Origin of the sequence: Nonomuraea sp. NPDC049480, from assembly GCF_044465905.1 — a bacterium.
Lineage (GTDB): Bacteria > Actinomycetota > Actinomycetes > Streptosporangiales > Streptosporangiaceae > Nonomuraea.
In genome coordinates this window covers 1-13,165 of record NZ_JBITMD010000020.1, presented here as the reverse complement: position 1 = coordinate 13,165, position 13,165 = coordinate 1, and the positions used below count along the sequence as shown (strand labels likewise).

General features: G+C 67.5%; 14 protein-coding genes and 1 tRNA gene. 14 read left to right on the top strand and 1 reads right to left on the bottom strand.

All coding sequences use genetic code 11. From position 1 onward, the window contains the following. The first annotated feature begins 145 nt into the window (after positions 1-145). The 9 genes from ACIBX3_RS41890 (at position 146) to ACIBX3_RS41850 (ending at position 7,045) form a co-directional block, all read left to right on the top strand. A tRNA-Trp gene (locus ACIBX3_RS41890) sits at positions 146-218 on the top strand. A 79-nt stretch (positions 219-297) separates the two neighbouring features. Further along, the gene (secE, locus tag ACIBX3_RS41885; protein WP_397126153.1) at positions 298-543 is read left to right on the top strand and encodes a preprotein translocase subunit SecE; all 246 of its coding nucleotides are present in this window, start codon (positions 298-300) and stop codon (positions 541-543) included. A gap of 70 nt (positions 544-613) precedes the next feature. Beyond that, positions 614-1,378: a transcription termination/antitermination protein NusG gene (nusG, locus tag ACIBX3_RS41880; RefSeq protein WP_397126152.1), complete on the top strand. Its 765-nt coding sequence runs from the start codon at positions 614-616 to the stop codon at positions 1,376-1,378. Positions 1,379-1,578: 200 nt separating this feature from the next. After that, positions 1,579-2,010, top strand: a complete 432-nt coding sequence (rplK, locus tag ACIBX3_RS41875) for a 50S ribosomal protein L11 (protein ID WP_127939574.1) — start codon at positions 1,579-1,581, stop codon at positions 2,008-2,010. A 64-nt stretch (positions 2,011-2,074) separates the two neighbouring features. Further along, on the top strand, positions 2,075-2,794 hold the full coding sequence (gene rplA / locus ACIBX3_RS41870) for a 50S ribosomal protein L1 (protein ID WP_397126151.1): 720 nt from the start codon (positions 2,075-2,077) through the stop codon (positions 2,792-2,794). Positions 2,795-2,999: 205 nt separating this feature from the next. Next, positions 3,000-3,821, top strand: coding sequence for an LppX_LprAFG lipoprotein (locus ACIBX3_RS41865; protein ID WP_397126150.1), 822 nt, complete (start codon positions 3,000-3,002; stop codon positions 3,819-3,821). Between the two features lie 237 nt (positions 3,822-4,058). After that, entirely contained in the window at positions 4,059-4,583 is a 525-nt protein-coding gene (gene rplJ / locus ACIBX3_RS41860; RefSeq protein ID WP_397126149.1) for a 50S ribosomal protein L10, read from the top strand. 71 nt (positions 4,584-4,654) lie between these two features. Then, positions 4,655-5,044 (top strand): 50S ribosomal protein L7/L12, encoded by a 390-nt coding sequence (gene rplL / locus ACIBX3_RS41855; protein ID WP_397126148.1) that lies wholly within the window; start codon positions 4,655-4,657, stop codon positions 5,042-5,044. Positions 5,045-5,200: 156 nt separating this feature from the next. Then, positions 5,201-7,045, top strand: coding sequence for an ArnT family glycosyltransferase (locus tag ACIBX3_RS41850; RefSeq protein ID WP_397126147.1), 1,845 nt, complete (start codon positions 5,201-5,203; stop codon positions 7,043-7,045). Between the two features lie 129 nt (positions 7,046-7,174). On the opposite strand, the gene ACIBX3_RS41845 is transcribed toward ACIBX3_RS41850, so the two are convergent. Beyond that, entirely contained in the window at positions 7,175-7,567 is a 393-nt protein-coding gene (locus ACIBX3_RS41845) for a nuclear transport factor 2 family protein (protein ID WP_397126146.1), read from the bottom strand. Positions 7,568-7,653: 86 nt separating this feature from the next. On the opposite strand from ACIBX3_RS41845, the gene ACIBX3_RS41840 reads away from it, so the two are divergent. The 5 genes from ACIBX3_RS41840 to rpoB form a co-directional block, all read left to right on the top strand. After that, entirely contained in the window at positions 7,654-8,220 is a 567-nt protein-coding gene (locus ACIBX3_RS41840; protein ID WP_397126145.1) for a TetR family transcriptional regulator, read from the top strand. A 40-nt stretch (positions 8,221-8,260) separates the two neighbouring features. Further along, positions 8,261-9,262, top strand: a complete 1,002-nt coding sequence (locus ACIBX3_RS41835; protein WP_397126144.1) for an ABC transporter ATP-binding protein — start codon at positions 8,261-8,263, stop codon at positions 9,260-9,262. Positions 9,263-9,403: 141 nt separating this feature from the next. Then, positions 9,404-9,904, top strand: coding sequence for a hypothetical protein (locus ACIBX3_RS41830; protein ID WP_397126143.1), 501 nt, complete (start codon positions 9,404-9,406; stop codon positions 9,902-9,904). After that, positions 9,901-10,398: a hypothetical protein gene (locus ACIBX3_RS41825; protein WP_397126142.1), complete on the top strand. Its 498-nt coding sequence runs from the start codon at positions 9,901-9,903 to the stop codon at positions 10,396-10,398. Before ACIBX3_RS41830 ends, ACIBX3_RS41825 begins: the two co-directional genes overlap by 4 nt. Before the next feature lie 452 nt (positions 10,399-10,850). Continuing rightward, on the top strand, positions 10,851-13,165 hold a 2,315-nt coding region (gene rpoB, locus ACIBX3_RS41820), incomplete at its 3' end, for a DNA-directed RNA polymerase subunit beta (protein ID WP_397126141.1).

The window sequence follows — 13,165 nt, the reverse complement described above, 5'->3', positions numbered from 1 at the left end:
CCACGCACTCGTGACCTGGGCGATCGGGTTCGGGTTCGACGTACCGGGCATTCCCCCGTATGCTTTCGCCTGGTCCTTCCGCCGCATGTCGGCGAGCGGTTCGGTCCGGGCAGTGAGTCGATCAGGGTAGTCTGGTTGACGACATAGGGCACTGGCGCAATTGGTAGCGCACCGGTCTCCAAAACCGGCGGTTGGGGGTTCGAGTCCCTCGTGCCCTGCGAGTGCGGTCCGCGCAATGATTGGCGTGTAAGCGCGCCGCAATAACTGCGTTGGATACGACGAATTCAGGTGAGGACTGTGGCGATCGACACGCGCGGCGAGACCGCAGACAAGCCCAGTGGCGACAAGAAGACACGCACTTCACCTGCCCTTTTCTATCGGCAGGTCGTTGGCGAGCTGCGTAAGGTCATCTGGCCGACACGCAAGGATCTCGTCACCTACACCACGGTCGTTCTGATATTCGTTCTGATCATGGTTGCCATCGTGTACGGGCTCGACACCGCCCTGGGGTGGTTGGTCCTCCGCGTCTTCGGCGGAGCCTGACCCCGGACGTCGCCTGTAGCCTTGTAGGTACGGAGCCGCCATTCGATACGACGAAAGAGGAAGAGTCACCGTGTCCGAGTCTTCAGTTCCGGCGGACGAGTCCCGCGACGAGTGGGGCGACGAGCTGGAAGAGGCCACTGAGGAGGCCGCCGAGGCGGCTCTCGATGAGGCCGAGGTCGCGGAGAGCGACGAGGCAGCCGATGCCGAGGCTTCCGCCGTCGAGGACGGTTCGGATCTTCCCGACGTCGACCCCGTCGAGGAGTTCAAGCAGTCGCTGCGCGGCCTGCCCGGCGAGTGGTATGTCATCCACTCCTACGCCGGTTACGAGAACCGCGTGAAGTCCAACATCGAGAGCCGCAACGTGTCGCTCAACATGGAGGACTACATCTACCAGGTCGAGGTGCCGACGCACACCGTCCAGGAGTTCAAGAGCGGCAAGAAGGTGCCGGTCAAGGAGCGCGTGCTGCCCGGCTATGTGCTGGTGCGCATGGAGCTGACCGACGAGTCCTGGGCCGCGGTGCGCAACACGCCCGGCGTGACCGGCTTCGTGGGTCTGTCCAACAAGCCGAGCCCGCTCAGCCTCGACGAGGTCGCCAAGCTGCTCGCGCCCGAGCCGACCGAGGAGACGAAGAAGGCCACGGCCAAGACGCCGTCCGGCCCTGCCGTCGAGTTCGAGATCGGCGAGTCGGTCACGGTGATGGACGGCCCGTTCGCCACGCTGCCGGCCTCGGTGAGCGAGATCAGCCCCGAGTCGCAGAAGCTCAAGGTGCTCGTCTCGATCTTCGGCCGCGAGACCCCGGTCGAGCTGTCGTTCAACCAGGTCTCCAAGATCTAGGACGATCACCTACACTTAGACGTTCGGCCGGCCGCCTTTCGCGACCGATGAGAAGTCTGCACAACGGACTGCCGCTACGGTCCTGACCGGTTACGGCAGTTCGAGAGCAGGTTTCTCGTTGGGGAGGCGGCCTCCGACATGTCCGGACCCGCAACCCGCGGCCCGGACGGCATCGCAATCAAGGACCCGGAGAAGGACAAATGCCTCCGAAGAAGAAGATCGCCGCGTTGGTGAAGGTCCAGCTTCCCGCTGGCCAGGCCACCCCGGCGCCGCCGGTGGGTACCGCCCTCGGTCCCCACGGCGTCAACATCATGGACTTCGTCAAGCAGTACAACGCTGCGACGGAGGCCCAGCGGGGCAACATCATCCCCGTTGAGATCACCATTTTCGAGGACCGCAGCTTCACCTTCATCACGAAGACGCCGCCGGCCCCCGAGCTGATCAAGAAGGCCCTCGGCCTCGACAAGGGCAGCGCGGTCCCGCACCGTGACAAGGTCGGCAAGCTCAGCCGCGAGCAGCTGCGCAGCATCGCCGAGACCAAGATGCCCGACCTCAACGCCAACGACATCGAGGCCGCCGAGAAGATCATCGCCGGCACCGCCCGGTCGATGGGCATCACGGTCGCCGAGTAACACCCTTTCCCAGACGCCGTGGGAGGGCCGGAGCAATCGGCCCGCACACCACTAGGAGTGAGAAATGAAGCGCAGCAAGGCGCACAAAGACGCGGCCGCCAAGGTCGACCGCGACAAGCTCTACACGCCCGTCGAGGCCGCGAAGCTCGCCAAGGAGACGTCGACCACCAAGTTCGACGCGACCGTCGAGGTCGCGCTGCGGCTGGGCGTCGACCCTCGCAAGGCCGACCAGATCGTGCGCGGCACGGTCAACCTTCCGCACGGCACCGGCAAGACCGCCCGGGTCCTGGTCTTCGCGACCGGTGAGCGTGCCGAGGCCGCCCGCGAGGCGGGCGCCGACATCATCGGCGCCGACGAGCTGATCGACGAGATCTCCAAGGGCAACAGGCTGGGCGAGTTCGACGCCGTCGTGGCCACGCCGGACCTGATGGGCAAGGTCGGCCGCCTGGGCCGGGTGCTCGGTCCGCGTGGTCTCATGCCCAACCCGAAGACCGGCACCGTGACGCCCGACGTCGCCAAGGCCGTGACGGAGATCAAGGGCGGCAAGATCGAGTTCCGTACCGACCGGCAGGCCAACCTGCACTTCATCATCGGCAAGACGTCGTTCGGCGAGCGCCAGCTCCTGGAGAACTACGCCGCCGCCCTGGACGAGGTGCTGCGTCTCAAGCCGTCGGCGGCCAAGGGCCGTTACCTGAAGAAGGTCACCTTCTCCACGACGATGGGCCCGGGCGTCCCGGTCGACCCCAACGTCACCCGCGGCATCACCGCCGAGCTGGAGAGCTGATCCTCCTGCATCTGTGAAGGCCCTCGCCCGCGCTGCGGGCGGGGGCCTTTCCGTTTCGGGGGTGAGCCGTCTCTGTCTGTCACGCTGGAGAGGTACAGGCGGTTGTGCAGGACTTGTGCAGCCTGTGTGGGGGATAACCCTGGGTTTTCCCCTAATTCCGTGGGGAAGTTGCTACGGCGGCGCAATGTAAACGTAAGGTCAAGACATGCTGAAGCGCACTATAAGTCTCGCCGCGGCGGGAGCCGCACTGGTCGTGGCCGCGGTTGCCGGTTGTGGCACGAATGCCCAGCCCATCCAGGTCAACCTGGCGGCCTCTGAGGTGCTGGCGCAGGCCGCGCAGAAGACCGCGGAGGTCACCAGCTACACGGTCGACGCCGTGGTGAACGCGACACACCCCCAGCAGGGCAACGGCCGGGTGCAGGGGCGCATGATCTACCAGAGCAAGCCCCAGCTGGCCGTGGATCTCACCCTCGACACGGTCGACATGGGCGGTAAGAGCCTGCCGGGCGGCGTACGCGCCGTGCTGCAGGGCGACACCGTCTACGTGAAGGTCGAGGCGCTCAAGGACCTCGTGGGCGGCACCAAGCCGTGGATCAAGGTCTCGCTGAGCGAGATGGGTGACTCCGCGCAGGTCAACCAGTACCTCGCCCAGATCCAGCAGTTCGACCTGGCCAACGTGACCAAGCTCGTCACGGCCTCGCAGGACGTCAAGTCGGTCGGCAACGAGAGCGTCAACGGCGAGGACACCACCCACTACAGCGGAACCTTCCCGGTCGAGGCGGCCGTGCTGCTGCTCCCCGCGGACAAGCAGGAGCAGGCGCGTACGAACCTCGCCGAGCTCAAGGACGTCAAGTTCGATCTCTGGGTGGCCGCCGACGGGCTGCCGCGCAAGCTCGCGCTGAACGGCCAGAAGGAGGGCGGCACGCTCGACGCCACCCTGTTCTTCAAGGACTTCAACAAGCCCGTGACCATCGAGGCCCCGCCCGCCGACCAGGTCGGCGAGCTGCCCAAGACCACCACCAACTGAGAGCGATTTGGAAACTCGGCGACCAGCACGTAGTCTGGTCGTTGCCGAAGACCGCCGGTCGTCGTCAGGTGCTCAAACCTGACGGCCGAAGGTTCCACGTCATGTGGACGACCCGCGCAGGTGTGATGCGAGTTTCCCACATGGTGTGATTCATGTGAGCGAAGCCCCGTGCGCCCTGCGCCCGGGGCTGTTCTCATTTCGAGGGCCTTCGCCGGCGGCACATCTGGAAGGAGGCCCATGGCGAGGCCGGATAAGGCGACAGCGGTTGCCGAGCTCAAGAGCGAGTTCGAAGGCAGCTCCGCCGCCGTTCTGACCGAGTACCGCGGTCTCACCGTTGCTCAGCTCAAGGAGCTGCGCACCTCTCTCGGTGAGAATGCGAAGTTCGCCGTGGCGAAGAACACCCTGACCAAGATCGCGGCCAACGAGGCCGGCGTGACGGGTCTGGACACCCTGCTGGTCGGTCCGACGGCCGTCGCCTTCGTCAAGGGCGATGTCGTCGAGGCGGCCAAGGGTCTGCGTGACTTCGCCAAGGCCAATCCCCTTCTGGTGATCAAGGGCGGTGTCCTCGAGGGCAAGACGCTCGACGCCACCGAGATCACCAAGCTCGCCGACCTCGAGTCCCGCGAGGTCCTCCTCGCGAAGCTTGCCGGTGCGCTCAAGGCGAAGCAGAGCGCCGCTGCCGCGATGTTCGCCGCGCTGCCCACGCAAATGGCTCAGCTGGCCGACGCCCTCCGCGCGAAGCGCGAAGAGGCGGGCGAGTAACACGGGGGTTGCCGCACCTACCGCGGTCCCGTTCCTAGTTTTCTGCAAGTCCTAAACGTAAGGAAAACATCATGGCGAAGCTCAGCACCGACGAGCTGCTCGACACGTTCAAGGAGATGACCCTCCTCGAGCTGTCCGAGTTCGTGAAGCAGTTCGAAGAGGTCTTCGACGTCAAGGCCGCCGCCCCCGTCGCGGTCGCCGCCGCCCCCGCCGGCGCTGGTGCCGAGGCTCCGGCCGTTGAGGAGCAGGACGAGTTCGACGTCGTCCTCGAGGCCGCCGGCGACAAGAAGATCCAGGTCATCAAGGAGATCCGCGCCCTCACGTCCCTGGGCCTCAAGGAGGCCAAGGACCTGGTGGACGGCGCTCCGAAGAACGTCTTCGACGGCAAGGTCAACAAGGAGCAGGCGGAGAAGGCCAAGGCTGCCCTCGAGGGCGCCGGCGCCACCGTGACCGTGAAGTAACTCACGCTCGCAGCTCTACGGAAAGAGGCGGACGCACCCTGGTGCCGGGTGCGCCGCCTCTTTTTCTATGTCCGGGTTTTCTGTGTCCAGGCGGGGCTCAGGGGATTTTCATACGCGTCTCATCGCCTCCCGAGGCGGCTTGCCTAGCGTCGCGGTGTGGTTAGGGAAGCGAAGTATCGTTGGGCGCCGGCCGCCCTGTTGATAGGCGCCGGCGTCCTGTACGTCTGGGGCCTGGGTGCCTCTGGATGGGCCAATTCGTACTACTCGGCGGCCGTTCAGGCGGGCAGCCAGAGCTGGAAGGCGTTCTTCTTCGGCGCCTCCGACGCCGCGAACGCCATCACCGTGGACAAGACGCCCGCCTCGCTGTGGCCAATGGTGCTCAGCGTGCGGCTGTTCGGGCTGAACACGTGGGCCATCCTCGCCCCGCAGGCGTTGATGGGTGTCGGAACCGTGGCCATGGTGTACGCCTCCGTCCGCCGGCTGTTCAACCCCTGGGCGGGGCTGCTGGCGGGAGCCGTCATGGCGCTCACGCCGGTGGCCGTGCTGATGTTCCGGTTCAACAACCCCGACGCGCTGCTGGTTCTGCTGCTGACCGTCGCCGGCTACTGCGTGGTACGCGCCCAGGAGCGCGGCGCCACCCGGTGGCTGGTGCTGGCCGGGGCCGCGATCGGGTTCGCGTTCCTGGCGAAGATGTTGCAGGCGTTCCTGGTGCTGCCGGGGTTCGCGCTGGTCTACCTCGTGACCGCGCCGGTGGCGTTCTGGCGGCGGGTGTGGCAGCTGCTCCTGGCCGGGGCCGCCATGGTGGCCGCCGCCGGGTGGTGGCTGCTGGCTGTGGCGCTGGTGCCCGCGTCGGAGCGGCCGTACATCGGCGGCTCGCAGACCAACAGCGTGCTGGAGCTGGCGCTCGGCTACAACGGCATCGGGCGGCTCAACGGCGGCGACTACGGCGGGCTGGGGAACCTCGACCAGCAGGCCGGCTGGCTGCGCATGTTCGACACCGAGGCGGGCGGGCAGATCTCGTGGCTGCTGCCGGCGGCGCTGGTGCTGCTGGTCGCGGTCACCTGGCTCACCCGGCGGGCGCCTCGTACCGATCCGGTCCGCGCCGCCCTGTGGGTGTGGGGGAGCTGGGTGATCGTGACGGGGCTGGTGTTCAGCCTCATGCAGGGGATCTTCCACGCGTACTACACGGTGGCGCTGGCTCCGGCCATCGCGGCGCTGGTCGGGATGGGGGTCGCCGTGCTGTGGGAGCGAGGGGCGCGCCGGCTGCTCGCCGTGCTCACCGCGGGCACTGCCGTGTGGTCGTACGTCCTGCTGTCCCGCAGCTCCGACTGGAACCCGTGGCTGGGCGTCGTGGTGCTGGTGGCCGGTGCGGTGGCCGCGCTGGGCATGCTCCTGACGCGCCGGGTGACGGCCGTGGTGGCGGTCGCGCTGGTGGCGTGCCTGGCTGGGCCGGCGGCGTACGCCGTGGACACGGCCGCGTCATCGCACACCGGGGCGATTCCGACGGCCGGACCCTCCACGGGTGGTGGGTTCGGAGGGCCCGGCGGTGGCGGGTTCCAGCGTCCTGGTGGCGGGGGCCAGGGGCGCGGTCTCACGGATGGGCGGGGCGGGATGGGGCGTGGCGGCATGGGCGGGCTGCTCAACGCCGGTACGCCGGCCGCCGAGCTGACCGCGCTGCTGAAGGACGGCGCCTCCGGCCACACGTGGGCGGCGGCGACCGTCGGGTCGAACAACGCGGCCGGCTACCAGCTCGCGAGCGGCGTGCCGGTGATGGCGGTGGGCGGGTTCAACGGCACCGATCCCGCGCCGACGCTGGAGCGGTTCCAGCAGTACGTGGCGGAGAAGAAGATCCACTATTTCGTGGGCACCGGGATGGGCGGCTTCGGCAGGCGGAGCGCGGGCGGGAGCGACGACGCGGCGCAGATCGCCGCCTGGGTCCAGGAGAACTTCGCCGCCACCGCCGTCGGCGGCACCACGGTCTTCGACCTCACCCGCTCCTGACCCGCCCGACGGCATCCCCGGCCGGGGCCCGCCGCCTGTCCAGGCAGCCGGCCTCCCCGGCGGGGGAGACCGTGCCGATCTCGGCCACGGGTGTCTCCGGCCGGGCCGATGTGGCGTTCCCGGGTGCGGCTAGCTCGCGGCGGCGCGGACCTGGGTGACGGCGCTGGTGTCCATGTAGTCCCTCGTGTGGACGATCTCGCCGTTCCTGATCCTGAGGACCAGGAGACCGGGGACAGTGATGGGCCGGTCCCCGACCGTGACGTGGACGTTCTGCTCCACCACCACGACTTCCGGATCCTCCGTACGGTGCAGGGCGAGCCTGCGTACCTCCCGGACCTCGGCCGGCGATGTGCCCCACGACGCGCGATAGCCCGCGCGGACCTCCTCCCGCCCCCGGTACGGCGGCAGCCCGCCGAACGGGAACTCGTGCAGCCCATCCGCCGCGTAGAGGTCGGCCAGCGCGTCGGCCGACTTGCGCAGCATCGCGTCGTGGAAGCCGGTGACGATCTCTTCGATGGACATGGACGCCCTACTTTCGCTCAACGTGCGTTGACTCAACGAGCGTAGAGCGAAGGAACGAGAAAGGTCAACGCATGTAGAGTCAGAGCGTGAGCGAGAAGCTGCTTCCCCGGGCCGAGAGGCGGCGCAGGACCGAGGGAAGGATCCTCGGCGCGGCCAGGGCGCTCTTCGCGGAGATGGGGTTCGAGCGCACCACGATCAGGGCCGTCGCCCGGGCGGCCGAGGTCGATCCCGCCCTGGTCATGCAGTACTTCGGCAACAAGCAGGAGCTCTTCCGCCAAGCCGTGCGCGTGACGCCGGTCCCGGACGCCGGCCTCGACGCGGACGGCCTCGTCGAATACCTCCTCGGCACCATCACCATGAAGATGGGCGAGCTGCCGCAGGGCTCGCTGGCCATGATGCGCTCCATGCTGACCCACCCCGAGGCCGCCGCATCGGCGCGGGAGGTGCTGGGCAGGCAGATCGACCGGCTCGCGGAGTCCATCCCCGGCGACGACGCCCGCCTGCGGGCGGCGCTCATGACGACGATCATGCTCGGCCTGGCGGTCGGCCACCAGTTGCTGGAGCTCGACGAGCTGCGCGGGGTGCCGCAGGAGGAGATCGCGCGGTTGCTGCGCCCGACCCTCCGGACGCTTACTGGACCAGAAGTCTCATAGCGGCTACGGTGGTACTCCCCTCGGCAAGGGAAGGTGACCAGTGGGCGTGGAAGTCGTCGTGGACGGTCTCACCAAGTCGTTCGGACGCCAGGTCATCTGGGAAGACGTGTCGCTCACGCTGCCCGCCGGCGAGATATCGGTGCTGCTCGGCCCGTCCGGCACCGGCAAGTCGGTCTTCCTCAAGACCCTGGTCGGGCTGCTGCGCCCCGATCGCGGCCACATCTGGATCGACGGCTACGACCTCGCCAACTGCACCGAGAGCAAGCTGTACGAACTGCGCAGGCTCTTCGGGGTGCTTTTCCAGGACGGCGCGCTGTTCGGCTCGCTCAACCTCTACGACAACATCGCCTTCCCGCTGCGTGAGCACACCAAGAAGACCGAGACCCAGATCCGCCAGATCGTGATGGAGAAGATGGAGCTGGTCGGCCTGCTCGGCGCGGAGCGGAAGCTGCCCGGCGAGATCTCCGGCGGCATGCGCAAGCGGGCGGGGCTGGCCAGGGCGCTGGTGCTGGACCCGGAGATCATCCTGTTCGACGAGCCGGACTCCGGCCTCGACCCGGTGCGGACGGCGTACCTCAACCAGCTCATCGTCGACCTCAACGCCGAGGTCGAGGCCACGTTCCTGATCGTGACGCACGACATCAACACCGCCCGCACGGTGCCCGACAGCATCGGGCTGCTCTTCCGGCGCGAGCTGATCATGTTCGGGCCACGCGAGATGCTGCTGTCGAGCGACGAGCCCGTCGTGCGGCAGTTCCTCAACGCCAGGAGACACGGCCCGATCGGCATGTCGGAGGAGAAGGACATCTCCGAGCTGGAGGCCGAGGCCCAGATGGGGCACGACCCCGGCGCTCTGCCGCCGATCCCGCCGCAGCTCATGCCGACCGGCAACCGGATCCGCCGCACCCAGGAGCCGCCCGGCACCTGGCTGGCGGCCAACGGCGTGATCCCGCCGCCGGGCTCGTTCGTGGACGAGCGCGGCCGGAACTGGCTGGAGGAGTACCCGCGCCTGGTCAACGCCCACCTGCACGGCATCGCCTGAGCGAGGCGCTCAGCGAGCCTCTGAGAGCCTTCTGGAGGCATTTCTCGCCCTCCCTTACCGCCTTCGTCGTTTTGGGGGCTCCAGGCGTGACGGTCGCGTTATGATCCGGCGACCGGCCCGGCGGGGAAGGGGTGATCGGACGTGGCAGGGCTCGCCGTTCGACCTGCTCGGATCCTCATCGCGGCGCTCAGCGGGGCGCTCGCGGTGCTCGCCGGCTCGGGCGTGTGGATCGCCGCGCAGGCTCGCGACGAGCAGGGAAGAGCGGGTGACAAGGAGGCCGCCCTGCTGGCGGCCGGGGCTCATGCCAGGAACCTGATCTCGCTGGACTACCGGACCGTGGAAGCCGACCTGCAGCGCATCGTCGACACCTCCACCGGGGCGGCCAGGGCCGAGTACGTCGCCACCGCGGACAAGCTGAAGTCCACCACCGTCCAGAGCAAGGTCGTCCAGCACGGCGTCCTGCGCGCCACCGGACTCGTCTCGCTGGCCGGCACCAAGGCCAAGGTGCTGGCCGTGGCCGACGTGGAGATCCGCTGGGACGGCTCCAAGAACCCGCCGCAGGCGCGGTACCACCGATGGTCGATGGACCTGGACAAGATCGGCGGCGTCTGGCTGGTGTCGAAGGCGGTGCAGGTGTTGTGAGGACCTTCGTGATCGTGCTGCTGGGCGTCCTGGTGATCGTGGCGGGCGTGCTGGTGCCGACGATGTGGTTCAACCTGCGCGATCTGCGCGACGCCGACATGGCAGCCGCCGAGGCCGTGGCCGAGGCCAGGAAGGTCGCGCCCGACCTGCTCTCGTACGACTACCGGACCGTCGAGGAGGACCTGGCGCGGGCCGGCGCGCACACCACCGGCGAACTGACCAAGCACTACAAGCAACTGACCACGAGCCTGGTCTCCAGGGCCAAGGCGCAGAAGATCGTGCAGACCGTGGCCGTGGCGGGGGCCGGGGTCGAGCGGGCCGAACCCGACCGTGTCGAGGTCCTGCTCTTCGTGAACACTGGTACGGTCAAGGAGATCCCCGGCAAAGCCGGGGCCCAGCAGCAGTTCACGCAGAGCCGGGCCAGGTTCGTCATGGTGCGGAGTGACTCTCGCTGGCGGGTCGCCGAGCTGTCGACCTTGCTGGGGACCGCCTGACGCCCCAGCCTTGGCCCCCGGCGGGCGCGCCGCTTCTTTCAATTGTTACCAAAAATCTGGTTTAGCGAAGCCTCCGACAGGGGTACGCCAGTCACAGCTACACCGGTTGTCGGCATGGGTTCGGCCCTCGGTGTGACGGAGCGTTAACCGCCCCCGTTCGCGGGTATCGTCTTGGGCCTGGCGGTAGGCGACTGGTCACACAGGGGAGAAAACCCAGCGTCCGGGCCCTTGTTCGACTAAAAGTCGGGCTCGTGGGCTTGACGTTTCCGCCTGAACGGGCGATGCTGCGACCAACGTGAAGCATGCAGCGAGAGCGAAGTGGACAGGCGTGTGCCGTTCGGCTACACTGCCCCTTTGCGCTGCCCTTTGACGACCCGCGATGCTTGCTCACGTTGCGAGGTTGTCTGGCGTGCGTGTAGTCAGTCCGCCGCGAGCCCTCGGAAGGACATCTGTTGGCAGCCTCGCGCAACGCCTCCGCCGTACCCGCTGGTCCCCGTCGCGTCTCTTTCGCGCGTATCCAGGAGCCTCTCGAAGTTCCTGACCTTCTTGCCCTGCAGACCGAGTCTTTCGATTGGCTGCTCGGAAACGAGAAGTGGAAGGCCCGGGTAGAGGCGGCTCGTCAGGCCGGGCGCAAGGACGTCCCGACCCAGTCGGGCCTCGAAGAGATCTTCGAAGAGATCAGTCCCATCGAGGACTTCTCGGGGACCATGTCCTTGTCGTTCCGCGACCACCGCTTCGAGCCGCCGAAGTACTCCGTAGACGAGTGCAAAGACAAGGACATGACCTTCTCCGCCCCGATGTTCGTCACGGCGGAGTTCATCAATAACACCACCGGTGAGATCAAGAGCCAGACGGTCTTCATGGGCGACTTCCCGCTCATGACCCCGAAGGGCACCTTCATCATCAACGGCACCGAGCGTGTCGTCGTTTCGCAGCTGGTCCGTTCGCCGGGCGTCTACTTCGAACGCAACGTCGACAAGACCTCCGACAAGGACCTCTACGGCTGCAAGGTCATCCCGTCCCGGGGTGCCTGGCTGGAGTTCGAGATCGACAAGCGCGACAGCGTCGGTGTGCGCATCGACCGCAAGCGCAAGCAGGCCGTCACCGTGCTTCTCAAGGCACTGGGATGGACCAACGACCAGATTCTCGAGCGTTTCGGCCAGTACGAGTCGATGCGGGCGACCCTGGAGAAGGACCACACGGCCGGCCAGGACGACGCGCTGCTCGACATCTACCGCAAGCTGCGGCCGGGTGAGCCGCCGACCAAGGAGTCGGCGCAGACCCTGCTGGAGAACCTGTACTTCAACCCCAAGCGGTACGACCTGGCCAAGGTCGGCCGATACAAGATCAACAAGAAGCTGGGCGTCGACTCGGAGATCACCCAGGGCACGCTGACCGAGGACGACATCGTCGCCACGATCGAGTACATCGTGCGTCTGCACGCCGGCGAGGAGTCGATGCCGGGCGTCAACCGCGAGATCATCGTCGAGGTCGACGACATCGACCACTTCGGCAACCGCCGCCTGCGCAGCGTCGGCGAGCTGATCCAGAACCAGGTCCGCCTGGGCCTGGCCCGCATGGAGCGGGTCGTGCGCGAGCGCATGACCACGCAGGACGTCGAGGCGATCACGCCGCAGACCCTGATCAACATCCGCCCGGTCGTGGCGTCGATCAAGGAGTTCTTCGGCACCTCGCAGCTGTCGCAGTTCATGGACCAGACCAACCCGCTGGCCGGGCTGACGCACAAGCGGCGTCTGTCCGCGCTCGGTCCCGGTGGTCTGTCGCGTGAGCGGGCCGGCTTCGAGGTCCGTGACGTGCACCCGTCCCACTATGGCCGGATGTGCCCGATCGAGACCCCTGAAGGTCCCAACATCGGCCTGATCGGCTCGCTGGCCTCCTACGGCCGGATCAACGCCTTCGGCTTCGTCGAGACGCCGTACCGCAAGGTCGCGGACGGCAGGGTGACCGAGCAGATCGACTACCTGACCGCCGACGAGGAAGACCGCTACGTCAAGGCGCAGGCCAACACGGTGCTCAACCCCGACGGGTCGTTCGCCGAGTCCCGCGTCCTGGTCCGCACCAAGGGCGGTGAGACCGAGCTCGCCCGTGCCGAGGAGGTCGACTACATCGACGTGTCGCCGCGCCAGATGGTGTCGGTGGCCACCGCGATGATCCCCTTCCTCGAGCACGACGACGCCAACCGCGCGCTCATGGGCTCCAACATGCAGCGCCAGTCGGTGCCGCTGCTCAAGAGCGAGGCGCCGCTGGTCGGCACCGGCATGGAATACCGTGCCGCGACCGACGCCGGCGACGTCATCAGCGCCGAGAAGGCAGGCGTGGTCGAGGAGGTCTCCGCCGACTACGTCACGGTCATGAACGACGACGGCACGCGGACGACGTACCGCGTGGCGAAGTTCAAGCGCTCCAACCAGGGCACCTCGTTCAACCAGAAGCCCATCGTGGCCGAGGGCGACCGGGTGGAGGTCAACCAGGTCATCGCCGACGGTCCGTGCACCGACAAGGGCGAGATGGCGCTGGGCAAGAACCTTCTGGTGGCGTTCATGCCGTGGGAGGGCCACAACTACGAAGACGCGATCATCTTGTCCCAGCGGCTGGTGCAGGACGACGTGCTGTCCTCGATCCACATCGAGGAGCACGAGGTCGACGCCCGCGACACCAAGCTGGGTCCCGAGGAGATCACCCGCGACATCCCGAACGTGTCGGAGGAGGTCCTGGCCGATCTCGACGAGCGCGGGATCATCCGCAT